This is a genomic window from Aeromonas salmonicida subsp. salmonicida (assembly GCF_001643305.1).
GTDB lineage: Bacteria > Pseudomonadota > Gammaproteobacteria > Enterobacterales > Aeromonadaceae > Aeromonas > Aeromonas salmonicida.
Window position 1 is genome coordinate 1 of the sequence record NZ_LSGW01000088.1, and the last position, 24,257, is coordinate 24,257.

General features: G+C 57.5%; 27 protein-coding genes and 1 pseudogene. 3 read left to right on the forward strand and 25 right to left on the reverse strand.

The genetic code is table 11. The features are described from left to right. Positions 1-5: 5 nt before the first annotated feature. From AXW79_RS16450 to AXW79_RS16480, 8 genes and pseudogenes are all read right to left on the reverse strand, one after another. Positions 6-2,345, reverse strand: a complete 2,340-nt coding sequence (locus AXW79_RS16450; RefSeq protein WP_236614852.1) for a hypothetical protein — start codon at positions 2,343-2,345, stop codon at positions 6-8. A 634-nt stretch (positions 2,346-2,979) separates the two neighbouring features. Then, positions 2,980-3,489 (reverse strand): GNAT family N-acetyltransferase, encoded by a 510-nt coding sequence (locus AXW79_RS16455; protein ID WP_005319210.1) that lies wholly within the window; start codon positions 3,487-3,489, stop codon positions 2,980-2,982. A 32-nt stretch (positions 3,490-3,521) separates the two neighbouring features. Then, entirely contained in the window at positions 3,522-3,944 is a 423-nt protein-coding gene (locus AXW79_RS23825; protein ID WP_231109934.1) for a hypothetical protein, read from the reverse strand. Next, positions 3,850-5,160: a GNAT family N-acetyltransferase gene (locus tag AXW79_RS16460; protein ID WP_227534473.1), complete on the reverse strand. Its 1,311-nt coding sequence runs from the start codon at positions 5,158-5,160 to the stop codon at positions 3,850-3,852. Before AXW79_RS16460 ends, AXW79_RS23825 begins: the two co-directional genes overlap by 95 nt. Before the next feature lie 12 nt (positions 5,161-5,172). Further along, positions 5,173-5,763, reverse strand: a pseudogene (locus AXW79_RS16465) (glutathione S-transferase family protein); the annotation flags it as partial. Positions 5,764-5,810: 47 nt separating this feature from the next. Then, positions 5,811-6,449, reverse strand: coding sequence for a pyridoxamine 5'-phosphate oxidase (gene pdxH / locus AXW79_RS16470; protein WP_005319216.1), 639 nt, complete (start codon positions 6,447-6,449; stop codon positions 5,811-5,813). A 161-nt stretch (positions 6,450-6,610) separates the two neighbouring features. Then, a complete protein-coding gene (locus AXW79_RS16475; protein WP_005319219.1) occupies positions 6,611-6,934 on the reverse strand; it encodes a hypothetical protein in 324 nt (107 codons plus the stop codon). Continuing rightward, complete coding sequence (locus AXW79_RS16480) at positions 6,931-8,862, reverse strand: zinc-dependent metalloprotease family protein (protein ID WP_005319224.1); 1,932 nt, start codon at positions 8,860-8,862, stop codon at positions 6,931-6,933. Before AXW79_RS16480 ends, AXW79_RS16475 begins: the two co-directional genes overlap by 4 nt. Before the next feature lie 210 nt (positions 8,863-9,072). Here AXW79_RS16480 and AXW79_RS16485 point away from each other — a divergent pair, with 210 nt between their 5' ends. After that, positions 9,073-10,284, forward strand: a complete 1,212-nt coding sequence (locus AXW79_RS16485; RefSeq protein ID WP_005319227.1) for an RsmB/NOP family class I SAM-dependent RNA methyltransferase — start codon at positions 9,073-9,075, stop codon at positions 10,282-10,284. A gap of 65 nt (positions 10,285-10,349) precedes the next feature. Here the strand turns inward: AXW79_RS16485 and AXW79_RS16490 are convergent, their stop codons facing one another. Continuing rightward, positions 10,350-10,694, reverse strand: coding sequence for a Grx4 family monothiol glutaredoxin (locus tag AXW79_RS16490; RefSeq protein ID WP_005319230.1), 345 nt, complete (start codon positions 10,692-10,694; stop codon positions 10,350-10,352). 286 nt (positions 10,695-10,980) lie between these two features. On the opposite strand from AXW79_RS16490, the gene sodB reads away from it, so the two are divergent. Next, positions 10,981-11,565 carry a superoxide dismutase [Fe] gene (gene sodB, locus AXW79_RS16495; protein WP_005319233.1) on the forward strand — a complete coding sequence of 195 codons (585 nt, stop codon included), beginning with the start codon at positions 10,981-10,983 and terminating at the stop codon, positions 11,563-11,565. Between the two features lie 116 nt (positions 11,566-11,681). Here the strand turns inward: sodB and AXW79_RS16500 are convergent, their stop codons facing one another. The 10 genes from AXW79_RS16500 to ccmA all read right to left on the reverse strand — a co-directional run bounded on the left by AXW79_RS16500 (position 11,682) and on the right by ccmA (position 19,802). Further along, complete coding sequence (locus AXW79_RS16500) at positions 11,682-12,494, reverse strand: MlaA family lipoprotein (protein ID WP_005319235.1); 813 nt, start codon at positions 12,492-12,494, stop codon at positions 11,682-11,684. A gap of 77 nt (positions 12,495-12,571) precedes the next feature. Continuing rightward, the gene (gene ccmI, locus AXW79_RS16505) at positions 12,572-13,840 is read right to left on the reverse strand and encodes a c-type cytochrome biogenesis protein CcmI (protein ID WP_005319239.1); all 1,269 of its coding nucleotides are present in this window, start codon (positions 13,838-13,840) and stop codon (positions 12,572-12,574) included. Further along, the gene (locus AXW79_RS16510) at positions 13,837-14,316 is read right to left on the reverse strand and encodes a cytochrome c-type biogenesis protein (protein ID WP_005319244.1); all 480 of its coding nucleotides are present in this window, start codon (positions 14,314-14,316) and stop codon (positions 13,837-13,839) included. Before AXW79_RS16510 ends, ccmI begins: the two co-directional genes overlap by 4 nt. An 11-nt stretch (positions 14,317-14,327) precedes the next feature. Then, the gene (locus tag AXW79_RS16515) at positions 14,328-14,858 is read right to left on the reverse strand and encodes a DsbE family thiol:disulfide interchange protein (RefSeq protein ID WP_005319248.1); all 531 of its coding nucleotides are present in this window, start codon (positions 14,856-14,858) and stop codon (positions 14,328-14,330) included. Further along, the gene (locus AXW79_RS16520) at positions 14,855-16,810 is read right to left on the reverse strand and encodes a heme lyase CcmF/NrfE family subunit (protein ID WP_005319252.1); all 1,956 of its coding nucleotides are present in this window, start codon (positions 16,808-16,810) and stop codon (positions 14,855-14,857) included. The genes AXW79_RS16515 and AXW79_RS16520 overlap by 4 nt, the downstream gene beginning before the upstream one ends. Before the next feature lie 82 nt (positions 16,811-16,892). After that, the gene (ccmE, locus tag AXW79_RS16525) at positions 16,893-17,384 is read right to left on the reverse strand and encodes a cytochrome c maturation protein CcmE (protein ID WP_005319256.1); all 492 of its coding nucleotides are present in this window, start codon (positions 17,382-17,384) and stop codon (positions 16,893-16,895) included. Beyond that, positions 17,381-17,587 carry a heme exporter protein CcmD gene (gene ccmD / locus AXW79_RS16530; RefSeq protein ID WP_005319258.1) on the reverse strand — a complete coding sequence of 69 codons (207 nt, stop codon included), beginning with the start codon at positions 17,585-17,587 and terminating at the stop codon, positions 17,381-17,383. Before ccmD ends, ccmE begins: the two co-directional genes overlap by 4 nt. Before the next feature lie 2 nt (positions 17,588-17,589). Then, a complete protein-coding gene (locus AXW79_RS16535; protein WP_005319261.1) occupies positions 17,590-18,330 on the reverse strand; it encodes a heme ABC transporter permease in 741 nt (246 codons plus the stop codon). A gap of 163 nt (positions 18,331-18,493) precedes the next feature. Then, positions 18,494-19,162, reverse strand: coding sequence for a heme exporter protein CcmB (ccmB, locus tag AXW79_RS16540; protein ID WP_005319265.1), 669 nt, complete (start codon positions 19,160-19,162; stop codon positions 18,494-18,496). 4 nt (positions 19,163-19,166) lie between these two features. After that, positions 19,167-19,802 (reverse strand): cytochrome c biogenesis heme-transporting ATPase CcmA, encoded by a 636-nt coding sequence (gene ccmA / locus AXW79_RS16545; RefSeq protein WP_005319269.1) that lies wholly within the window; start codon positions 19,800-19,802, stop codon positions 19,167-19,169. 14 nt (positions 19,803-19,816) lie between these two features. On the opposite strand from ccmA, the gene AXW79_RS23020 reads away from it, so the two are divergent. Continuing rightward, a complete protein-coding gene (locus AXW79_RS23020) occupies positions 19,817-19,972 on the forward strand; it encodes a hypothetical protein (protein ID WP_155268749.1) in 156 nt (51 codons plus the stop codon). Here the strand turns inward: AXW79_RS23020 and AXW79_RS16550 are convergent. From AXW79_RS16550 to AXW79_RS16575, 6 genes are all read right to left on the reverse strand, one after another. After that, on the reverse strand, positions 19,967-20,353 hold the full coding sequence (locus tag AXW79_RS16550; protein WP_043134707.1) for a DUF2802 domain-containing protein: 387 nt from the start codon (positions 20,351-20,353) through the stop codon (positions 19,967-19,969). The two genes, AXW79_RS23020 and AXW79_RS16550, sit on opposite strands and share 6 nt — an antisense overlap. An 18-nt stretch (positions 20,354-20,371) precedes the next feature. Beyond that, complete coding sequence (locus AXW79_RS16555) at positions 20,372-20,860, reverse strand: chemotaxis protein CheW (protein ID WP_005298836.1); 489 nt, start codon at positions 20,858-20,860, stop codon at positions 20,372-20,374. Positions 20,861-20,929: 69 nt separating this feature from the next. Further along, positions 20,930-21,802: a chemotaxis protein CheW gene (locus AXW79_RS16560; protein ID WP_011898512.1), complete on the reverse strand. Its 873-nt coding sequence runs from the start codon at positions 21,800-21,802 to the stop codon at positions 20,930-20,932. After that, positions 21,799-22,593 carry a ParA family protein gene (locus AXW79_RS16565; protein WP_011898511.1) on the reverse strand — a complete coding sequence of 265 codons (795 nt, stop codon included), beginning with the start codon at positions 22,591-22,593 and terminating at the stop codon, positions 21,799-21,801. Before AXW79_RS16565 ends, AXW79_RS16560 begins: the two co-directional genes overlap by 4 nt. Before the next feature lie 4 nt (positions 22,594-22,597). After that, the gene (locus AXW79_RS16570; protein WP_005319281.1) at positions 22,598-23,515 is read right to left on the reverse strand and encodes a flagellar motor protein MotB; all 918 of its coding nucleotides are present in this window, start codon (positions 23,513-23,515) and stop codon (positions 22,598-22,600) included. Between the two features lie 2 nt (positions 23,516-23,517). Continuing rightward, positions 23,518-24,255, reverse strand: a complete 738-nt coding sequence (locus tag AXW79_RS16575; RefSeq protein WP_011898510.1) for a flagellar motor protein — start codon at positions 24,253-24,255, stop codon at positions 23,518-23,520. Positions 24,256-24,257: the final 2 nt, after the last annotated feature.

The following is a 24,257-nucleotide window of genomic DNA, read 5'->3' on the forward strand; positions in this document are numbered from 1 at the left end:
TAGGATCAGTTATTTAGATTTAATTGACTCGTCAGTTCATTGCTACTTGTCGGGGCATCTTCCAGATGAGACGTCAAGAAGGCGCGTGAAAAGCTTGAGCTGTTACTCAGCACCACAAATATTGCAGCGCGACTATTATTGCTTGCCTGACTCTCAACGGCATGTAAGCAGGTCTGCAAATCACTCCCCGGCCACCAGTTACTGATTGGTGTTGTGGCGCCCGCAGTGAAGAAATTCGATATATTTCCGTAACCTGGCTTCTGAATATTGGCAAAGTTATAAATCTTGCCATTTCTTGGAGAGGTTACCAATGCCCCTGGCTGAGTATAAATCGGGTTATCATGATCAGCGATACTTGGGACGTAATCCCAATCGGTATTCATGGTCTTTGCATCAAATGCACATACCATAGTTCGCTTCCAGTAACTGGATACCCGGCAAATATATGCACCAAGGTCTTCATACTCAAGCCCCCGTGGCTTAATATATTCGTTGGTATATCTCGCGATCGGGGTAGGCTTGATATCTTCTTTTTTTAGTAACGTGTAGAGCCACTGGGCAATGGCCACCACTATGCCTATCACCGCAATAATAATCCCCAAGGGGCCGGCAATGGCAAGCCCCATAAAAGAGGCAATGGCGACGCCCAACGCCACCGTGGCGACCAGCATGTTGATTGCCGCAAATATAATATCCCCAATATCCCCGCCCTCGACAGCCTGATATAGGTTATACGCTGCCAAGGCCGCCCCCAGCGCTGCCAATCCAACAAAACATATATTGATAACCCGTGTAATATTTTGAGTGGCGAGAAACATCTTGCTGGCTATCTGCCGCTCTATCACATTCGTGAGATGCTCGCCTTTGGCTGCAAGGTTGCTCAAAAACTGACTGAATTTCCCCATATTAATGGCTATGCTATTTATGATTCCTTCACCATTGCCATAAATAAACATGGTCACTTTATCAAGGAACCGACCGAGCTGGATCACATTCAGTACCGTATCAAAAAGGGCGGCCCCCAACTCCATCAAAGGAACAGGGTTGCTCCACTCCTCCCGCTCGGTCGCCGTCAACCAGGTAAAGTTGCCTACTCCCAGCAACAAGGTGAACACGGAAAGGAATGAATCTGTGGAGAAGGCAGCGGGAGCCACACCGGAGAAGGCTGTGGGAGCCACACTGCCCGTCGCCCCTGCCAGACTGGGGTACTTATTAAGAATACGCCGCTGGGCATCCCCATACTGCAAGGTGCTCGTTCTCAAGCTCATATTATTCAGTTCATTCCAGAAACTATCTGGGCTATTGCTGTTGAAAAAATTGCTCCAGAAGGTGCGCTGAGTACCGCTTTCATTTCTCAGCAAGGTCACCACATCATCGAAATTTCTCCTGTTGGCCAGGACTGTGTATTTCTCGCTTTGGTGACCCCAGCTCATGTTCATGGCAAACCCGCTGTAAACAGAACCCGCCATGGTGCGTTCAAATGTTTTCAGCTCATCCTCGGTGATGCGACGACCGGATGAAATATTGAGTGCCCTTACTTTATTGATGGTGTTATACACTTTCCACATCGCTTTTTCAAACGATGAGCCCGATCCCAGATACTCCTGAACTTTAAAAGAACTGATCAGTTCGTCTAACACCTCATTCTTGGAGTAGTGTTCGATAAGTTGACGAGCCCAACTTTCCCCCCCTGCTTTGTAGGTGGTTAACTTTCCATTTTGACAATAATGGATGGCGACAGAGTATAGCTGATCGATAATCTCTTTAAATTGCGCTCCCTTTTCTGCTTGCTTAATATTCGCATTTACCTTAACCATATCCCAAGAGTTATAAAGCTTCCGGTCAGCCACAGTGACATTAGTTTGCTTGCTATATGAGTGTTGCAGCAAGCCACTTACATATTCAACCATGTTGTCAGTAAAATAGCGTCGATTGCTGGTGAAAATGGCGTTAACCGAGTTGATGCCATCACTCATTGTCAGCACCTTATCATTAGGCTTCATGCCAGCGCCCAAGTCTGCACTTAATGTGCCGTTCTGATACTGGAATTCGAAATTCATTAACTCTTGAAACATCACTTGGGCAAGATATTGAGCTTCATCAGTTTCTTGTACAAAATTGACCCGATTCGAATCAACGGTGGGCTGGTTAGACGCCATCACGTAAAAGTCGATCTCATCCAGTTCAGCGAAAGTGCCACTATTCAGGATAGAAATGGCGGCCTTCACCGGGGCAGGAAAAACACTGCTCGCAGCCAAGCCAAGCAATGACATGGAAGAGAAAGTGAGAAAGTCGCGACGACCCTGTGAAACTTCACGATGAATAATCTCTGAAAGTTTTTTCATATAATATATCTCTATCCGTGCTCTATGGTTTTCCAGATTGCTCAGTTTCTTCATACAATAGCCGGGCAGGTCATATCATAATGACTGAGCATATGAGTGTTTTTAGGGTGACAGGTAAAAACAGGTAACCACATCAGCATAATTAATACGTAAGTGGCAACTACGCTACTGATATTTATAAAACAAAAGAAAATATAGATAATTAAAGCTACAGCAATCCAGCCACGCATCCTTGTTTGTATATTTTACAACCTACCTTCATATTCTCATTTGAGTCAAACATCAATAATGAGGTCAAACCAAAAAATGCTACCCGTTAGACAAAAACAGACTTTATTGCGGGAAAATTTGTAACAAGATATTGCGAAGGAAAAACCGCTTGAAAACAGGACTTCCCCCCAGGTCCGGTATTGGGTCAATGCTGCGGCATTGCTTGAAAAATCAGCGTAGCGTTTCCCCGAGACCAAAGGCTCCCGGGCACGCCTTCACCCATCCGGTTGCAAGGACGCGGAGCTCAGCCTCTGATGACAATGAAGGGGAAGGAAAAGGAAGAGAGGAAGCCAGATATAAAGAAGAAAGATTGCGTGCTCTGTCTTGATAACAAAACGGCAGCCTGAAGGCTGCCGTTTTTTGCTCATTGTTCTTCGGGGATCTCGTCAAACAGGGGGTGGTAGAGCACTTCGCCAGCCATGCCAGCCAGGCCGCCTTCCTGCAGCTCCATCGCCAGAAAGCAGTCGGCGGGAACTTCATAGATGCAGTGCAGACCGAACTCGCTGGCGGGACGAAAACCGAAGCGACCGTAGTAGGTCGGATCGCCGAGCACCACCACCGCCTTCCAGTCCATCTCCAGCGCCGTATCCAGCCCCTCACGCACCAGATCCGAGCCGATACCCTGCCCCTGCCAGTCCGGATGGACGGCAACAGGCGCCAGACCGAGCCAGGGCCCTTCCATGCCGTTAATGGTGATCGGGCTCAGCATCAGGTGCCCCATGAACTCGTACTCTTCCTCTTCGACCATGGTCACCACGGCAGCGCCACATTCGCGCAGGCGGTTGACCAGTTCGGCCTCATCGGAACGGCCAAAGGCGGCGCTCACCAGTTCATAGACCGGCAGCATATCGCCGGGGCGCTCGGTTCTCAGCATACCGCGTTACTCCTCGTACAGCAGAGCGGGCATTATTCCACAAAGTGCCGGTCGGCCTGAGCACCTTTGTCCAGAAATGGGAGGGTGGACTCAGGAAAGCGAGCCGCAAGCAGCCGCAGTACCCCTTGCAAGGCCACCGGCGTCATGGCCGTGATGGCCTCACCGTAGGCCGCGAACAGCTCGGCATCGTCCTGTTCCAGCCGTGCCAGAGCAAGCTCAGGCCCCTGATGCCAGCGCCCGGCCAGCTCATCGACAAGCTCTGGCAGCTCCACCAGCAGCCAGAGCTGATGATAACGCCCCGCGACCGAAGCCCCATCAAGGCCCCCTGCCGCGGGAAGGCCGGCGCGACGCGCCATCTTGTCAATCCAGTCGAGCCGCTGCTGCCGCTGCGTGCGGGTGAGCAGGACGGGCCCCTGGCGCAGCAGACTGGTCAGTTGCAGCAGGCAGGCAGGCAAGCCCCTGCTCGTCCCTGTCTTTTAGCAGCAAGCCACCCAGCAGATGCAACTGCTCGGGCTCGACCTGCTCCAGCTGACTGAGCGGATGGTACACAATGTCGAACAGGGCCCCATCATAGGGTGCTGCACCTGGCAAGGTGGGTATGCACTTGTCATCCAGAAACAGGGTGAGCTGAAACGAGCCGTCATGACCCAACCCGGCCTGTGCATCGGCACCATGCAAAATAGCCACGGCCACCCGCTCGTTCGCCAGCCAGGGCGCCAGTTGCTGCATCACTGGCTCGGGCAGGGGGATGGCCCTGTCCAGTCGCCAATAGCTCACCTCGCACGGCTGCTGGGCAGTTCGGGCGCGCAGCCCGCGATAGTGCATGCCGAGTTTGGCCATCACCCGACCGGAGGCGAGGTTGCCCGGCATATGACGGGCGATCAACGCCGGCAGTTGCAAGATGTCGAACGCAAATGACTTGACCAGCTGCGCAGCCCGGGTAGCCAGCCCCCGGTTCTGCCAGGGAACACCGACCCACCAGGCCAGCTCGCCGTTCCAGTGCAGCGAAATCACCCCGACCAGCGGGGCCACTTCAACCCCCTGCGGCAGCGTCATGGCCCAGCTCCAGCCCAGCCCCAGCGCGCCCTTGCGCCCACTGCTGGCGAGCCAGTCACGGGCGCCTTCCGGCGGGTAAGGGTGAGGAATATTGAGGGTATAGCGGGAGAGCGCCTCATCGCTGCAGTAGCGCACCACCTCGGCCTCGTCGTCGGCCAGCAATGGCCGCAACACCAGGGGGCTGCCAGAGGGTGACGCCAGAGCGGATTCACGCAGCAGGGGCACGGTCAAGCGGCGGGCAAGCAGGCGCTTGAGCACGGCGCCCATGTCGTCATCCGCGGTCAGCACCAGATCGGCCCCGAGCGGCCCCAGGGTGAGCAGGCCGCTCTCCTTGGCCAGGGTCAGCAGAGAGGGGGACGCGCTGATCAGGATCTGGCGGCTGGGATCGACATAGGGATCCGCGCTCAGATCGCCGTCGAGCCAGGCCGCCAGCAGCCCGCTGGCGGACAAGATGCCATCAGGGGGGCAGCCAGACCAGAGATCAGCCCCCTGCCCCAGATGGAATTCGCTCTCTTTGCACAGCAGCAGTTTCCAGCAATGACCCTGCCGCTGCCAGGCTTGCAGCACAGGAGACCAATGGGGTTGCCACAGCGCCCGCTCGATAAGCAGCTCCATCAGCTTGCCTGACAGGCTCAGGTGACGGGGGTGAGCCTCGAGGCGGGCGATCCAGGCCTGGATGGCAGGCCAGCCCTGCAAGGAGAAGATCCCCTCCTCCACCACATGGGTGTAAGCATAGAGAGTCATGTCGGCGATGGTCGGCGTTTACCCGCACAGGTAGGGACTCTGTTTCAGCTGCTGCTCCATCACCGCCAACGCCTGCTCGCCACCGGCCTTGAGGCCATCGAGCCGTGCCTCCTGAGATTCCGGCCGCCCCAGATAGTGGACGATGAAGCGCGCCACGGCTATGTAGGGCTCGTGGCTGTACTGCTCGAAGAACAGCCACTTGAGCACCTCGGCCTGCTGGCGGGGATCTGCCGGCCAGAGCGTGGAGCCCTGCGCCAGATAGAAGAGGATGGCGTTGGATTCCGCCAACGTATCCCCTTCATCGATGGCCAGCACGGGGATCTTGCCGTTGGGGTTCATGGCCAGAAAGGCCGGGGTTTGGGTGTCACCTGCCTGGATATCCACCGGTACCCAGGTCAGAGGCAGCTCGAGCCAACGGGCCAGCAGCCACACCTTGTAACAGTTGCCGGATCTCAGGTCGCCATACAGACGCATACAGACTCCTTGTCAGCGCAGGAGATTGAACGGGATAAAACAGACTCTCAGGGTGCCAGCCGCTCTATGTGCCAGCCATCTCCCTCGCGGGTGTAGTAGAAGCGATCGTGCAGGCGATGCTCGCCCCCCTGCCAGAACTCTACCGTGTCGATCACCACCCGATAGCCGCCCCAGAAGCTCGGCAGCGGCACTTCGCCATTGGCAAACTTCTGCTTGAGCTCGAGGAACTTGGCCTCCAGCACGCCGCGGGCCGAGATGCGGGTCGACTGCTTGGAGACCCAGGCAGCTATCTGGCTATCCTTGGGGCGACTGTGGAAGTACTTCATCACCTCGAAGGTGCTCATCTTCTCCACCCGGCCGGTGACGTGCACCTGGCGATCCAGAGTATGCCAGGGGAAGAGCAGACTGATGCGGGGATTACCTTCCAGCTGGTGTGCCTTGCGGCTGCCCATGTTGGTGTAGAACACCATGCCCTGGGCATCGTAGTGTTTGAGCAGTACGGTGCGCTGCCAGGGTTGCCCCTCGGCATCCACGGTCGCCACTACCATGGCGGTGGGATCGGTCAACTTGGCCTCGCAGGCCTGGGCCAGCCACTTCTCGAACAGGGCCAGGGGGTCGGCCGGCAGATCGGCCCGGTGCAATCCGCCCCGGGTGTATTCACGGCGCAGATCAGCCACATCCATCATCTTGATTTTCCTTCTCTCTTTTTGCCGCCGATGCGGCCATGCGTGCTGGCATTGTGCGACGAGCACGCCATGGGTACAAGCCTCGGGGCGGTCAAATGCCAGCGCCAAAAAAGAAAGGGAGGCTTGCGCCTCCCCTTTTCTGCCCACACCCGGCTGCGGACTTATTGCTTGCCGACAGCCGATGGACAATGGGCCAGCATGCGCTGGTTATACTCGGCCGCATAGGCCCTCAGCCTGGCCTGAGCCTCTTCCTGACCGGGTCTGATGACATCTCCCAGTCCATCGAGGTAGCGTACGCCACAACGCGCCTTGGCGGCTTCCTGCTCACTTGCCGCAATGCCGGGCGCCACTTCTCCGCGCCCGGCCCGCACAATCAGCCGGTAATCCTGCCTGGCAAGGCTGGCGCTGACCGTCTGCTCCAGCGTCTCGGCATCCGCCTGACATCCACCAAGCAGAGCAAGCAGCAGCAAGCCTGCCAGCCTCATGCCCGCCTCCTTTGCCAGCCGAACAGGGCCAGCGCCAGTGCCCAGAAGCCAAGAGAACCACCGCCACCACCACCCGAGCTGCCGCCACTTTGCGCGACCGGCAATTTGAGCGGGCTGATGGCGAAGAAGATGTTGTCGCTACAGGCCACCTTCAGCCTGACGCTGCTAGTGAGGTTGGTCGGCAGAGTCACGGTAGCCGAGCCACTGTTGGGCTGGCTGCTGGCCAGGGTCGACCAGTTTGCCCCTTCATCCTGAGTCACGAACAGGTCTACCTTGCTGCAGTTGATAGGCGCAGCATGGGTGCCAGCCACATCCCAACTGACGGCCTGGCTGGCCCCCGGCGTCACCGTCACGCCCAACGGACTGGTCAGGCGGAAGGCGCTGCCGGTGTTGACTACCTGCACCTTCATATCATCGCTGGCGACGCCGCCCTGGCCATCACGCACAGTGAGCCGGAAGTTGAGCTCCCGGTTGGTAGTGGGCCAGGCCTCGCCCTTGGCCAGGGTACCGGTCAGCAGGGAGGGCAAGCTTGGCAGGATCCGCTCCGGCGAGCTGGTGGGCGAGACGAACCGGAACAGCGGGCGGGTACCATCGTCGATCATGTCGAGGGTACTGCTGGACTCTGTGCCCAGATCGATCTGCTCCCAGGTGTAGGTCAGGGGATCCTTGTCCAGATCCGCCCCTGCCCCTCTGAGCACAAAAGGGACATTGGCAGGAATGGCGTAATTGGCACCCGCTGCGGCCTGAGGTGCGTTGTTGCTGAGGCTCAGTGTGGTGCCACAGGTCGGCACAGTGGCCATGTGCGCCCGCATCTGCTCGATGGATTTGCTGTGGAAATAGGGATCACCTTGCCGCTGGATGTTTTCATCCCCACAGATACCGGCATAAGCCATGATGGAAGTGCCGCTGCCCGGTTCCCAGGCCTGATTGGCTACCCGGTTGCCACCGCCGCAACTGTTGGTGGTACCGTTGAAGGTGTGGTCGGCACCGAACTGGTGGCCGATTTCGTGTGCCACATAGTCGATAAAGAAGGCATCTCCCACTGGGTTGGATGAGCCTGTCATGCCGTTCGATTTGGTGGCAGTACAGAGCACCCCCAATCCGGCCAGACCACCACCGCCGGTATTGACCACATGACCTATGTCGAATGGCCCCAGCGCCCCGCTAGGCAAGGTCTGCGCAGTGGCCTGTACCAGGCCGTTGACATTGAAATCCGTGGCGTCATTGCCGCTGGCCAGCTGGAACTCGGCCCCCACGTCGCGCTGATATACCTCGTTCACCCGGTTGAGCAAGGTGGCAATCGCTCCCATGGTCAAGACCTTGGAGCCACCGTGGAACTGGGTATACTCTCCGGCTGCCGAGATGGCTATGGTATAGCGCTTGCGCTCGTTGCCATCCACCTGCACCTTGCGGGCCAGGGTGTTGGCGTCATGACCGATCACCTTGTCGGCCTCCTCTTCCAGCCGGCTGTAGGCATCCTGCTGGTAGTAGACGGCATAGCCTTCGGCATTGGGCAGCGGATCGACGAACACCATCTTGCCCTGATGGCTGAACATGGCGTGGAAGCCCTGCGGACCAAGATCAAAACGGCCCGTCTCTACCGGCGCAGCCGGATTATGACCCTTGAAGGTCAGGATATCGGGATACTTGACGGCAAGATCGGCGGGCAGCAGGTCATAGGCCTGCAGCGCGAAGGTCACTTCCCCCCCGTCAGGCAGGGGCAAGGTCAGCTGGCGTCCCCCGGCCTGCAGTCCGGCAAAGTAATCGAGGGGCACCTTGGCCACTCGAAACTGGTTCGCCCGCACGTCATAACCGTCAGTCACCGTGGCGCGCGCCGCCACAGTGCTCCACTCCTTGGCCGCAAGGCCACCAGAGCTCATCAGGCTGGCCACAACCAGCGCCAGGGGCGAATATTTCATCAACTGCATCTTTTTAGTCCTTTTAAATGCACTCAGCTGAACAACCATCGGCATCATTTTCCTGCTGGTCCGATTAGTCCAGCGCCATCGTCTGTACATTCCCCGAATGGGGAGTGTTGCGCCAACCCTGTCTAACCCCTATCATTGCGCGGATTTATCAGTTTTAGAACCGCGCTCGATAGGGAGGCGGTTCATCTTTATCTGGCCAAGGTTAATCTCATGCTCAAGTCCCCACTGTTGCCCCGTTCCGGGGATCTGGTCGTTGCCATAGTTGACGATGTATTAGGCCAGGGTCTCACCCTGGACAGAGCCTATGCACGTCACTTCTCCGGCATCGAAATCAAGCCACAAGAACAGGCAAGGATTGCCCTGGTCACCGGCGACCTGCTGCGTCGCCTCAGCCTCTACTGCGCCCTGACCGGTATTCAGGTGCGTCAGGCCGAAAAAAACGTCTGGCCACTGCTGCACAGTTGGCACGCCTTCCACAAGATAGTTCAGTCCAACCACCCGACCCTGGATCGCTTCAACGAAGAGGCATTCCGTCGCCGCCTGACAGAAGCGAAGAAAAATCCGGTGCTGATGGATGGTTGCCCTGCCTGGCTGGAAAAACTGGGCAGCGAGCAGTTGGGCGAGGCCTGGCCTGCAGAGCGCGCCGCCCTGGCCTGGATGCCCAAGCGTTACCTGAGGGTCAACACCCTCAAATGCACGCGGGAGCAGCTGCAAGCCGCGCTGGCCAAGGAGCAGGTCAACACAATTCCGGTTGAAGGGGTCGCTACCGCCCTGCAGGTCACCTCTGATGCGGCCCTGTTTCGCACCAAGGCGTTTGCCGACGGCTGGTTCGAGCAGCAGGACGCAGGCTCCCAGCTGGTTGCAGCCGCGCTGGAAGTCACCCCTGGCATGCGAGTCATCGACGCCTGCGCCGGTGCCGGCGGCAAGACCCTGCACATAGCCGCCATGATGCAGGGCAAGGGCCGTCTGCTGGCGATGGATGTGGAAGAGTGGAAACTGGAAAACCTCAAGCAGCGCGCCCGCCGTGCCGGTGCCCACAACGTGGAAACCCGCGTCATCGAGAGCAGCAAGACGGTCAAGCGCCTCAAAGGCACCGCCGATCGCGTACTGCTGGACGTGCCCTGCTCCGGTCTTGGCGTGCTCAAGCGCAATCCGGATGCCAAATGGCGCGACACCGCCGAGCGACTGCCGGTGCTGGTAGCCTTGCAAGAGGAGATACTGCAGCGTTACAGCCAGATGGTGAAGGTGGGGGGTCTGCTGGTCTATGCAACCTGCTCCATCCTGCCCCAGGAGAACCGTCAGCAAGTAGACAAGTTCCTGGCTGCCAACGACAACTATCGTCTGCGGGATGACCACACCGTCAGCCCGTCAGCGACCGGCTTTGACGGCTTCTATATGGCGCGGATCGAGCGCATCAGCTGATCCTGTCTACCGTGATAAAAAAGGGGAGCCATTGGCTCCCCTTTTTGCATGATGCAGATGCGACCTTATTCGGCAGCAACGTCATCCTGCTTGTGCTTGGCGGCAGTTTCCTTGATCAGGGTCTGCAGCTCGCCGGCCTGGAACATCTCGATCAGGATATCGCAGCCCCCGACCAGCTCACCCTCTACCCACAGTTGCGGGAAGGTGGGCCAGTTGGCGAACTTCGGCAACTCGGCACGGATGTCCGGATTTTGCAGTATGTCGACATAAGCAAACGGCTCGCCACAGGACATCAGAGCCTGGGAGGCCTGGGCAGAGAAACCGCAGCTGGGTAGCTTGGGGGAACCCTTCATGTACAGGATGATGGGATTGTCAGCCAGCTGCTGTTTGATCTTTTCAATAGTTTCCATAGGTGCCTCACTAGAGCGATTTCGGCGGCCATTCTACTGCAATCCTTGCAGACCACAAACTGACAAACCGTCCTGAATGCAAGAAGTGATGAATCAATACGCCGTAGCTTGATCCGGATCATGGCGAGAATCAAGAGTTGTTAGCCCATCTTTGATGCTGGTACAATCGACGGGCTTTGGGCCATCTGGCCCCATCATTTCAAGAACAATTCTTTTCAAAATAGAAAAGAGTACGCAATGTCTTGCAACCGTCGCCTTCGCACGGCCAGCCAATGGAGAGTAGAAAATGGCTTTCGAACTTCCCGCTCTGCCCTACGCAATCAATGCCCTGGAACCGCACATCTCCCAGGAAACTCTGGAATATCATCACGGCAAGCACCACAACACCTACGTGGTCAACCTGAACAACCTGGTGCCAGGTACCGAGTTTGAAGGCAAGTCTCTGGAAGAGATCATCAAGACCTCCACTGGCGGCATCTTCAACAACGCCGCCCAGATCTGGAACCACACCTTCTACTGGCATTGCCTCTCCCCGAACGGTGGCAACGAGCCGACCGGCGCCCTGGCTGATGCCATCAACAAGGCGTTTGGCTCCTTCGCCGAGTTCAAGGATGCCTTCACCAAGTCTGCCATCGGCAACTTCGGTTCCAGCTGGACTTGGCTGGTGAAAAAAGCCGACGGCTCCCTGGCCATCGTCAACACTTCCAACGCCGGTTGCCCGCTGACCGAAGCTGGTACTACACCGCTGCTGACCGTCGACCTGTGGGAACACGCCTACTACATCGATTTCCGCAACCTGCGTCCGAAGTACATGGAAACCTTCTGGACCCTGGTGAACTGGGAATTCGTGGCCAAGAACCTGGCTGCCTGATAGCCGCTTCTTGCCAAAACGCCCCGCACTGCGGGGCGTTTTTTTATGGCAGAAATGAGCTGGCAGCAGATATGAAAAAGGCGCCCGAAGGCGCCTGTTATCGACAGCCAGTGGTATCACTGGTCTATCTCGTCCAGATAGTCATCCAGATTGGCATCGTCAGCTTTCTCCGCCGGAGTCTGCCTAAACTCGGTCTGACGACCGGTCACTTTGTTCTGGTTGTGCTGAAGATAGAAATCCTTGGTCAGGGCATAAGGATCGAGCGCGTTGTCGATGATCCTCTCCTGATCGATCAGCTTGGATCGGGTACCCAATCCATCCAGCATCCAGTGGGTGACTCGCAGCGGCAGCGTCAACAGGGCATAGGGGAAGTAGATGGTATCTATGGTATCCCCCACCAGCTTGCGCGTCGTGGTAGGACCGTAGACGGGCACCATCAGATAGGCACCATCGCCGATATCGGCACGACCCAGTACTGTATTGAGTTCCAGCTTGTCGCGTTCGAGCCCGGCATGCTTGGCCACATCGAAGATACCCAGCAAACCGATAGTGGTGTTGAGGGTAAAGCGGCCGAGGTTGGTTCCCGCGCCTTGCAAGTCACCGGTGATCAGGTGGTTGACCATGCTGCTCGGCTCGTTGAAGTTCTCAACCAGGTTCTCGATGCCATCCTTCATGCCTTGCGGAATATAGCGGGCATAGCCATGCACCACGGGGCGGGCCACATAGGGCTCCAGCACATCGTAGTTGACCACCCACATGGCCCGGTTTGCCCCCTGGAAGGGGTCGCGGCCATCGCTGGCAGTGCTGGTCGCCTCGGGCCGACCCGGTGCTTCATTGAGATCAAGACTCTCGGGGCCCGGCTTGGGTGGGCCACCCGCACAGCCTCCCAACAACAATGCCGCCATCAATGCCACTGAACGCACATACATATGGAAGTCCTAGTTTCTTATTGTGATTAATCCGAATTATAGGCACCCGCCCCATAGAGGGGCGGGGCAAAGGGGTATTAGAGGGCGTGATCGATACGGATGTCAATCGGCGCTGAAGGAATCGCATCCGTCGGGATAGATGTCGATACCCCTTCGAACGCCCCTTCCTTGTTCATGACGTTGCCGCCGCGAGAAAGCCGTGCCTTGAACTGCAGTTGCGGATAGGCGGAAAGCTTGCTGCCCTCCATCATGGCATCACCATCCCCAAGAGAAAGGGTAACAGGCAAAGTGGGTCCTGCGATGCGCTTCACGGCAATGGGCATGGGCGGTCCATTGGGCACCACGGCAAAAACGAACAGATGAGCATCTTCCGGCATCTGAATGCCGGCAGCCAGGGTGACATGGATCGGAAACTCCCCTTTCTTCACCTCCAGCTGTTGCCCCTGCTCGTCACTCTTGTTGGCTGCACCAGGGATCGTCACCGCTATGCCACGCTGTTTCAACTGCTGCTCGGCATAGTCGATGGAGCGCTCCACCATGGCGTAGCGGGTCGAGCCCTTCTCCATCAGCGGCAGCATCTCGCGCCAGCGCATCAGCGCTGTCTTGAAGTCCTCTTTTTGCAGCGCCATGAAGGCATAGACGGAGCGGGCCTCTATGTTGGCCGGATCCAGCGCGATGGCGCTACGCAGCAGCTCATCGGCCTGGGCGTCATCCCCCGTCATCATCAGCGCCTGGGCGTAGGGCACGGCTACCATGGTCTTCTGCGGAGCCAGATCGTAGGCGCGCTCAAGGGCCTCGCGGGCCATGTCAGGATCATTGCCATCCAGCGACAAACGACCCAGCAGCAGCCAGCCACGGTAATCATTCGGCTCGTCTTTCAGACGGGTGCGCAACGCCAGCATGAAGTCCAGCAGGTCCTGCTCGGTCACCTGGGCATCCCGTTCGACCAGAATGCGGTTGCTCAGTTCACCCAGTCGACTGCTGGCATCCTGCCAGCGCTGGACTTCCTGCCAGGCACCCAGCTTGTAATAGAGCCCCAGACTCACCCCCACCAGCACCAGCACACCCGGGATCCAGATCAGGCTCTTGCCGCCACGGGCGCTCTGCTCCACATCGGGGATGTCATCCAGCAGGCTGCGTTGCAGCTCGACCAGGGATTCCGGCTCCTCCGCCAATATTCCTTGCTCGCGCTCTTCGCCGATTTCCAGCAAACGCTGACGATAAAGCTGCTTGTTGAGAGCCGAACGGCTGATGCTCTGCTTGCCCTCACCACGCCACAGCGGCATCGCCAGGGTCAGACTCACCAACACCAGCAAGGCCGCGATCACAATCAAAAATGCGGTCATTTTTTCTCTTCCTCTTTGAGCAGGGCAGCCAGACGTTCCTGCTCCTGTGCGCTCAGGGCGCCATCCGCCTGTTTGGCCATGACGGGACGACGGCGACTGCGCACCACCACAGTGACGGCGCCAATGACGATGACCAACAGCGGGCCGAGCCAGAGGATCAGGGTCGACGCCATCAGCGGCGGATTATACAAAATGAAGTTGCCGTAGCGGGCGACCATGTAGTCCACCACTTCCTGCTTCTCCTTGCCCTCACGTACCATCTGGTAGGTCTTGTCCCGCAAGTCCTTGGCAAGCCCTGCATTGGAATCGGCGATGTCCTGGTTCTGACACTTGGGACAGCGCAACTCGCGGGTCAGCTCGCGAAAAGTCTGCTCTTGCGCGGGAGTGTCAAAGGTATAGACATCAATCGCAGCCAGGGCTTGTCCTGCGCCACCCAATCCCGCCAGCAACAGCAGGGAGGCAATCAGTGTTTTCATCAGGCGCCTTCTCATTTCATGGACTCGAAGATGGGCTTGAGGGTAGTGGCCCAGACTTGTGGATTCACATCCCCCACATGGCGATAGCGAATGATGCCCTGACTGTCGATAAAGAAGGTCTCGGGTGCCCCATAGACCCCCAAATCCAGCCCCAGCATGCCATCCGGGTCATACAGATTGACCTGATAGGGGTTGCCAAGCTCGGTCAACCAGCGGATGGCCTTGTCCCGCTCATCCTTGTAGTTCATGCCGACAATGGGGATGCCCTGCTCCGCCAGTTGCTTGAGGTAGGTGTGTTCGCCGTAGCAGGTCGGGCACCAGGTAGCCCAGACGTTGAGCAGCATGGGGCGCCCCTTGAGAATGCTGCGATCATGCTGCTTGTTCAGGTCGTAGATGTCCTGCAGGGTGAACACGGGCACTTCCTTGTCCACCATCACTGACTCGAGCTTGGTGGGGTCGGAATAGAGCCCTTTGAACAGGAAGACAGCACCCAACAGAAAAATAATGAAGGGGATCAGAAACAGCCAGGTTTTCTTGTTCATGCCTTGGCTTCCTCTTCACGACGGCCAAAACGGTAACGCTTGTCCAGTATGGCCAGCACGCCGCCAATGGCCATGAAGACGCCACCGAACCAGATCCAGCGAACGAAGGGTTTGTAATAAATCCGCACAGCCCAGGCGCCGTTGTCCAACTGCTCGCCGAGCGCTGCATAGAGATCCCGGGTAAAACCGGCGTCAATCGCCGCTTCCGTCATAGGCATCCGGCTCACTGTGTACATCCGCTTCTCGGGTTTGAGCAGGGCTACCTGCTTGCCATCTTTGTGAACTTCCAGCACACCTTTGAAGCCGTCGTAGTTGGGACCATTCTTTTCCCGAATGCCGGTGAAAACAAACTCGTAATCGGCAAATTGCACCCGATCGCCGGCCTGCATGCGCAGATCTTTTTCGATGCTGTAGTTCTGGGTACAGGCGATACCTATGATGCTGACGGCCAGCCCCACGTGACCCAGGATCATGGCCCAATGGCTGTTGCCCAGCTTGCGCACCCCAGTAGCGAAGGAGTGCTTGTGGGTGGCGCGTACCCAGGTCTCCTGGATGCTGGTGATGATGATCCAGGTCCCCAGCCCAATTCCCACAGCAGCCCAGGGCTTGAACTCCTCGGCCAGCCACAGTGGCAGCAAGATGGCGGAGACCAGACTCAGAACCAGGGCAAGGATCACCTTGCCCTTGAGTTCGCCCAGCCCCTGACGGCGCCAGCGAAACAGCGGGCCAACCCCCATCAGCAGGGCAAACGGAATGATCAGCCAGCTGTAGATGTGGTTGAAGAAGGGCGTGCCGATGGAGATGCTGCCAAGTCCCAGCTCCTTGTGCACCAGCGGCAACAGGGTGCCGAGCAACACGGTGAGCAGACCCGCCACCAGCATGATGTTGTTGCCGAGCAGCAGGGTCTCGCGGCTCCACAGCTCGTGCTTGCCGTGGCTCTTCACCTGCGAGCCCTTGAAGGCGAACAACAAGAGCGAGCTGCCGATCACCGCCAGCAGGAAGCCCAGAATGAACAGGCCGCGGGTCGGGTCGGAGGCAAACGCATGCACCGACACCAATACGCCGGAACGCACCAGGAAGGTGCCGAGCAGGCTCAGGGAGAAGGCGGAGAGTGCCAGCAGCACTGTCCAGGCCTTGAAAGTAGCCCGCTTCTCGCTTACCGCCAGCGAGTGCAGCAGGGCAGTACCTGCCAGCCAGGGCATGAAGGAGGCGTTTTCTACCGGATCCCAAAACCACCAGCCACCCCAGCCGAGCTCGTAATAAGCCCACCAGGAGCCAAGCACTATGCCCAAGGTCAGGAAGACCCAGGCCGCCATGGTCCAGGGACGGGACCAGCGCGCCCAGGTGGCGTCGAGACGCCCCGTCATCAGGGAGGCGATGGCAAAGGCAAAGGCGACCGAGAAGCCCACATACCCCATGTAGAGCATGGGCGGATGGAAGATAAGACCCGGATCCTGCAACAAGGGGTTAAGATCGCGGCCATCCACAGGGAAGTAAGGCAGGGTCCGGGTGAAAGGGTCGGAGGTAAAGAGCACAAAGGCGGTGAAACCAACCGAGATAAGCCCCAGAACCCCGAGCACCCGCGCTACCGCATCGAGCGGCAGGCTGCGGCTGAACAGGGCCACCGCTGCCGTCCAGCCTGCCAGCGTCAGTACCCAGAGTAGCAAGGAGCCCTCATGGGCCCCCCAGACGGCAGAGATCCGATACGCCAGCGGCAAGAGGGTATTGGAGTTGGTGGCCACATACTGCACGGTAAAGTCGTGGTCGATAAAGGCCCAGGTCAGGCACAGAAACGACAGCAACAGCAGCAAAAACTGGGCATAGGCCAGCGGACGGGCGGTCGACATCATGCCAAGGCGCCCCCACTGAGCGCCGAGCAAGGGATAAACCCCCAGCAAGATGGCGGTGGCAAAGGCCAGGATCAGTGAAAACTGCCCTAATTCCGGGATCATTTCAGAGTTCCTTCAGGTTGAGTGACAGCACACACCTGTGCGCGGGTGAGAAACGATGAAAACGGTGAGCGGGTAGCCAGACTCATTGTTTGGCTCCTTTCAACTGCGCCTCGGTATATTCCGGCTTGAAATGCATACCATTGGTGGCATCGGCCACTTCCGGCGGCATGTAGTTTTCATCGTGCTTGGCCAGCACCTCGAACGCCTCCACCGTAGTGGCGTTCTTGAGGGTACCCTGGGCCACTATGCCCTGCCCCTCACGGAACAGGTCGGGCAGTATGCCGTCAAACTCGACGGTCACCAGATGGCCGCCGTTGTCCACCAGCTTGAAGGCTACCTTGAGGCTTTGCTGATCTCGCAGCACTGAACCCGGTACCACCAGCCCACCAATACGCAGACGCTGCCCCTCTTCGGGCTTTATCTTGTCCGGTCCCTTGCCTTCTACCAGCTCACTCGGGGTGTAGAAGAGATCGATGTTCTGGCTGAGGGCGTAGAGCACCAGGCCGATCACGGCGGCCAAACCGGCACTGATCGCCAGTATGATGGTGAGGCGTTTTTTGCGTCTCGGGTTCATAGGGTGTTCTCCATCTGCTGGGCTGCCTTGCGGCGGGCCTCTCGCGCCTGCTTGCTACGCAACTCGCCAAGCAGGCTGCGGGTTTTTATACGGGTGGAAATGACGATGCCAACCAGGCAAATCAGGGTCAGACCAAAGGAAAGCCAGACATAGAAGGCGTAACCGCCCATCGCCATGAAGTCACTGAAAGAGGCAAAGTGCATGCTTACTTCTCCTGCTTGGCAAGATCGATGACCCAGGGGCGATGCCACTCCCGCATCAAGAGCTCGTTTCGAAAACGCATCAGGGTCAAGGCTCCAAGGAAGGCGGCAAACGCCAGTATCATGATGAGCAGCGGCCACAGCATCTCGGGGGAAATGGAGGGTTTGTCAAACTTGGTGATGCTGGCGCCCTGGTGCAAGGTGTTCCACCACTCAACCGAGTAGTGAATGATGGGCAGGTTGATCACCCCCACCAGTGCCAGAATGCCAGCGGCGCGGCCCGCCACCACCTTGTCGCTGAAAGCGTTGTAAAGCGCGATCACACCAAGATAGAGAAACAGCAGGATCAGCTCCGAGGTGAGGCGCGCATCCCATACCCACCAGGTGCCCCACATGGGTTTGCCCCAGGCAGCACCGGTAAACAGCGCAATAAAGGTGAACACGGCACCGACCGGCGCAATGGCCGCCACCGTCATGTCGGCCATTCGCAGTTGCCACACCAGCCCAATAAAGGCGGCCACCGCCATGGTGGAGTAGGCCCCCATGGAGAGAATGGCGGAGGGCACATGGATATAGATGATCCGGAAGGAGTCACCCTGCTGATAGTCGGCCGGCGCAAAGGCCAGCCCCCAGACAGTACCGATGATAAATGACAGCAGACTTGTCACGGCAAACCAGGGCAGCAAGGTCCCTGCCAGCCCATAGGCTCGCTCGGGTTTAGCGTAAGGGTGCAACCATTTCCACATAGCTCACAAAACCTTTTTGTTATTAATTGTTTGGCGAGGCCTACCATACTGACCTCGGGGTGACATCAAATACCCCGAAAGCAATAAGCGACCCTCTTCTTGATCCATCGCAACATTATTTTTCCACAATGACCCATCAGGAGCCCTGTGCTCATGTCCATCGTCAGTTCAGGCTGACCCTGAGCGCCGCCGATACCGCCAGCGGGGTCAGGGTCAAAGCCCCCACCAGCATGGCGGCCAAAATAGCGAGCTGGCCAGCATAGGGCAAGCCCATCCCCGCCGCATCGATGGCGGAGGTGGCAAAAATCAGTACCGGAATATAGAGCGGCAGGATCAGCAGGCTCAGCAAGACACCGCCCTTGCGCAGCCCCACCGTCAGGGCGACGCCGACTGCCCCGAGCAGGCTCAGCACAGGGGTTCCCAGCGCCAGGGTCGCGACCACGGCCAGATAGGAGTTCATATCCAGTGACAACAGGATGGCAAGCAGCGGTGAGATCAGCAGCAGTGGCAGCCCGGTCAGCAACCAGTGAGCGATCACTTTTGCCAGCGCCAGCAGCCCGAGGGGATGAGGCATCAGCATCATCTGCTCCAGCGACCCATCGCTGAAATCATCCCGAAACAGCCGCTCAAGGGAGAGCATCGCAGCCAGCAAGGCGGCCACCCAGATGATACCAGGGGCAATGCGAGCCAGCAGCTTGGGCTCAGGGCCTATGCCGAGGGGAAACAGGGTAATGACGATCAGGAAAAACCAGAGCGGGTTTAAAATGTCGGAGCGCTGGCGCAGAGCCATCAGCAACTCGCGGTGAATAAGCTGGATTACGGCGCGCAACATCAAGCTACTCCTGCAGCAAAGGGGTCAGCGACAGGGTCTTCAACCGTCCCTGCATCAGAGTCATGTCCTGATGGGTGGTGAGGATCACCATACCTCCCCGCTCGGCGTGGGCCAGGAAGAGGCGTTCCAGTACCTTGACCCCCTGCTTGTCGATGGCGGTAAAGGGCTCATCCAGGATCCAGAGCGCCGGTTTATCACTGAGCCAAAGCCTTGCCAGTGCCACCCGGCGCTGCTGACCGGCGGAGAGTTGCCCGCTGGGATTGTCCTCGAAACCGGCAAGCCCGACCTGGGCCAGCACTCGCCACAGATCCACCCCGGTTTGGGTCGGATGATGCAGTTTTTGATAGAAGGCGAGATTTTCGAGCGGTGTCAGCGCCGCCTTGACACCGGGCTGATGGCCCAGATAGAGCAGGTTGGCATGATATTCATCGCGACAGTGGCGGATATTTTCGCCATTCCAGCACACTTCACCGGCAAACGGCTGGGACAGACCCGTCAAGAGGCGCAACAGGCTGGTCTTGCCCACGCCATTGGGACCTTCAATCTGCACCAGATCGCCGGGAGCCACCGCAAAGGAGAGGTGTTCAAACAGAGTGCGATCTTCACGCACGCAGCTCAGATTGTTAACTTGAAGCAGCATGAGGATGTAATCAGATGAAAAGAGGCGGCCTGCATATTAACACAGTATTAGAATGCGTCTTTTCAAAGATGCCAATTATCAGCAGGATTTGTGGGGAAGATCCCGCCTTTTCGGTGCGCAAAGCGGGAGATGAAAATCAGGAAGGCGAGCGCCTTCCCGATGATTTATGAGCGGCCTTTTCGCAATGAAATCAAGAGTTCAGCCTCGGCCTTTGGCAATTCGCACTCGTTCATGACCTCGTCGAGGTCGGCACCCAGCTCGACCATCTTGGCGGCACGGCTGTAAAGGCGGCGTTCCGGATCCTGCAGGGTCAGCTCCTGCTGGCGATCGTTGACCTGCTGCATGGCCCCTTCGACCGACTGCAAACGCTGGCCCATGCCGATGGCCCCCGTGTGCAGTTCCATCATCTGCTTCCGCAGACTCTCGAGCTGGCCTTGCAGCGTCTCCACCCTGGCCTCGGACTCTCGTTGACCACGTCGACTACTGATCACCCCGTACAGGGCCAGCACCAACGCCAACAAGGACACCCCCAAGGCAGCTATTTCAATAATCAAAACATCACCTTTCTATCAGAGGGAACCAATATCTTCCCACTCTTCATCGGAGAGCAGCTTGTTCAGATCGACCAGGATCAGCAGTTGACCATCACGGTTGCTGACACCCTGAATGAACTTGGCGCTCTCTTCGGTACCCACCGCAGGGGCGGCATCAATCTCGGAGGAACGCAGATAGACCACCTCGGCCACACTGTCGACCATGATACCAATCACCTGCTTCTCCGCCTCGATGATGACGATGCGCGAGTTCTCGCTCACATCGCCGGAAGGCAGGCCGAAACGGGAACGTGTGTCGATGACGGTCACCACATTGCCGCGCAGGTTGATGATACCCAGCACATACTCGGGCGCACCCGGCACAGGGGCGATTTCGGTGTAGCGCAACACCTCCTGCACCTGCATCACGTTGATGCCGTAGGTTTCATTTTCCAGCTGGAAGGTGACCCATTGCAGCACTTCATCTTCGGCCAGATTCTGTGCAATATTGCGCTTTTCTGTCATGTTTTTATTCCTTTTATGAAAACGTCTACTGGTAAAACTAGCAATAAAACAGCACAAGTGCAGAAGTTATCAGCGACCTTCTATGTTGACCCCGCGCTCCAGCAGCAGGAGCAATTCCCTGACATGCAGCAGGGCGCACATCTTCTCCTTGACCATGCCAGCCAGCCAGGGGCGTTTACCCTCCTGATGACGCCATTTGACCTGATCACGATGCAATAACTCTGTGCCTTTCAGATGATGGCAGGCGAGCCCCCAGGGAGATTCACCCAACATGATCAGATACTTGTAATCCGGTATCTCCAGATGCTGACCCGGCATCACCCACTGCGCGGTATCCACCACGTTCATCTTCTGCTCGCGGGAAGTCATGATGCCACGATACCAGTCGGGCTGACCAAACAGCGACGAGACTTCGCCCATCTGATGGATCCCGCCGAGCTCGGTCAGGGGCACTGCAAAGGTGACGCCAGCAACTTCGAAGAACAGCGCCTGAAATTCCTTGCCGGTATCGATGTTTTCCCAGATCGATGGTGCCACCTCTTCTTGAGGCGTCAGCTCTACCGTCGTTTCTGTCATCACCAGCGTTGACGGTTCGACCACCGCCGGGGCCGGCATCTCCTCTGGCCAGACAGGCTCAACCGGCAACAAGGCATCTTCAGCCTCGATCTGCAAGGGCTCGCTGATGACCTCTTCATGGCTCAGGGCATCCATTTCAAACTGCACCTGACCCACCTGGGCGAGCAACTCGCTCAGCTGTTCGAGCCGTTCATCCGCTTCCAGATAGGGTTGAACGACTACCTCGGGAGCAGCAAGAGGCTGGCGTTGCAACAAGATCACGGGCGCAGGTTCAAGCTCTTCTGACGGCTCCGTCAGCAGGACCTCATCCAGCAACAGGGAATGGAAGTAATCATCCATTGCCCTCACTTGAGTTGTGTCTCTCATGATGTCACCTCATGAGCACGTTGACGCTCCTGGGCATCAAGATAGTTGAGCAAAGTCTCATAGGCATAAGTGCCGCGGCTGCTCGGCGAATAAATAGAAGGGGGAATGTGGAGCAAACTGGCATCCCGAAACTTGGTATCGATGGGGATGACGGCGTTCCATACGGCATCGCCATGTTGTTCCTTGATGGACTTCAGGGTCATCAGGGAGGCGCGGGTTCGCTTGTCAAACATGGTGGGGATCACGGTGAAGCGGAACTTCTCCCGCTTGGAGCGTTGCATGATTTCGAAAGTTTTCATCATCCGCTCCAGCCCCTTGAGCGCCAGAAATTCGGTTTGTACCGGTACCAGTATCCGATCACAGGCCGCCAGAGCGTTGACCATCATGACGCCCAACACCGGCGGACAATCGATGAGCACATAGTCATACTGATCCTGAATACGCAGCAGGGCACGCTTGATCACCAATCCCATCCCTTCCCGGTTTCCCATCACCCGATCCAGGGTAGCCAATGTGATGGAAGCCGGCAGAAGATGGATATTTTCGAATTTGGTTCTCAGCGTCAGTTTATTGACCAGCTCGGCAGTAGGTTTGGCAGCCTGAAACAACTCATAGAGAGTGCCGTCCAGCCGGTCTGAATCAAAGTCGAGATATGCAGTCAGGGAAGCATGGGGGTCAGTGTCAATCAATAGCACACGCTGTCCACGCTGAGCCAGAATACCGGCTAACGAGACTACTGTGGTGGTTTTACCGACCCCACCTTTTTGGTTGGCAACCGTCCAAACAATCACTGTATCAATCCTGCCTTGTTGTTATACGTATGCCACCACCTGGCAGAGTGATCACCTTGACCTCGCCTGCCTCGACTGCCTGTTGCACTGCGGGAACCGGCTCCACCGTCACAGGCTTGACAGGAGCGGGGGCGGGTGGCACCCAGGCGAACTTGGAAATAGCGACCACCACCTTGCGATTCTGTAAACGCCCCTGCTCGCTGTCATTCCCGGCAAAGGGAGAAAACTCGCCATAGGCCTCGTAAGCAAGCCGCTGGGGGGCAACCCCCTTGGCGATGAGAGCCGTGAGCACGGCCTCCGCTCTTGCCGCTGACAACGTCCAGTTTGAGCGGAAAATTTCATTATTTATCTGCTGGTTATCTGTGTAGCCTCGCACTCTCACATAGTTATCGACCGGTTTGAGAATACTTGAAAGAGTATTGAGCACAGGCTCGGCATTAGTGCTCATAAAGGCACTGCCACTACCAAACAAGAGTCCAGAGCTCAGCTCTACCGTCAACCAGTTGTCATCCAGCGTGAGCTTGACTACCCCCGCCTCCACCAGTGAGCCCATGTTTTCCTGCAATTGGGTATCTATCGTCGCAAGAGTCGTACCATCTTGCTTGATGGGAACACCAGAGATGGGAGCAATCGAAGGAGAGTCTTGTCTGGCACTCTCCAGCACTGCAGATGCGGCAGAGACCTCGCCGTTCAACAGGGATGTCCCCAGCCCTTCCAGCAAGCCATCGCTGCGTGGCGGCATGACATTGAAAGCCTGAGTCATGCCATCAATGACGGCGCGATACTTGTCTTTGTTGACCAGCGCCACCGAGTAGAGCACCACGAACAGAGCAAAGATCAGCGTCATATAGTCGGCATAGGAAACCAGCCATCGATCGAGGTGCTCTCGACCTTGCAGGTGCAAACGATAGCGCTTGCGCATGGCTACTCTCCTTTCAGATAAGCCTTCAACCGCCGTTCAACCTGCGGGCCATTTTCGCCGTGAGCAATCGCCATCAAACCTTCCAGCGTCATCTCCTGAAACAGAGCGTAATGATAGTGAAAGGCGCGCAGACGATTGGCAATCGGTAAATAAAAGAGGTTGGCAAATCCGACCCCATAGATGGTGGCAACAAAGGCAACGGCAATTCCGGCACCAAGAGCTGCGGGATCTTCCAGATTGAACATGGCCTGGATCAGACCTATCACTGCACCTATGATGCCAATGGTCGGACTATATCCCCCCATCGCCTCAAAGACCCGGGCGGAGTGCTCGTTGCGCTCCTGCTCGATATCGATGTCCGCTTCCAGCAACATGCGGATATCCTCTATCGATACCCCGTCCACTATCATGGTGAGGCCCTGACGGGTGAACTCGTCACTCTCCTGATCGGCCTGATTTTCCAGCGCCAACAGTCCCTGCTGACGGGCAAACACAGCCCATCCCTGCAGCCGCTCGGCTTGATTGAGCAGATCCCAGGCAGGAGGGAGCAACATCCAGCGCAACTGCCTGATTGCTTCAAGCAGATATTTGCGTGGTGTCTGCAAAATGACCGCGCCCCAGGTGCCACCAACCACGATGACAAAGGCAGGGCCATCGAGCAGGGTGAGCAGGGTGCCGCCATGCCACAACTGGGCAATGGCAATGGCTCCCAACGCCAGGATCAGGCCGAACATACCCATCT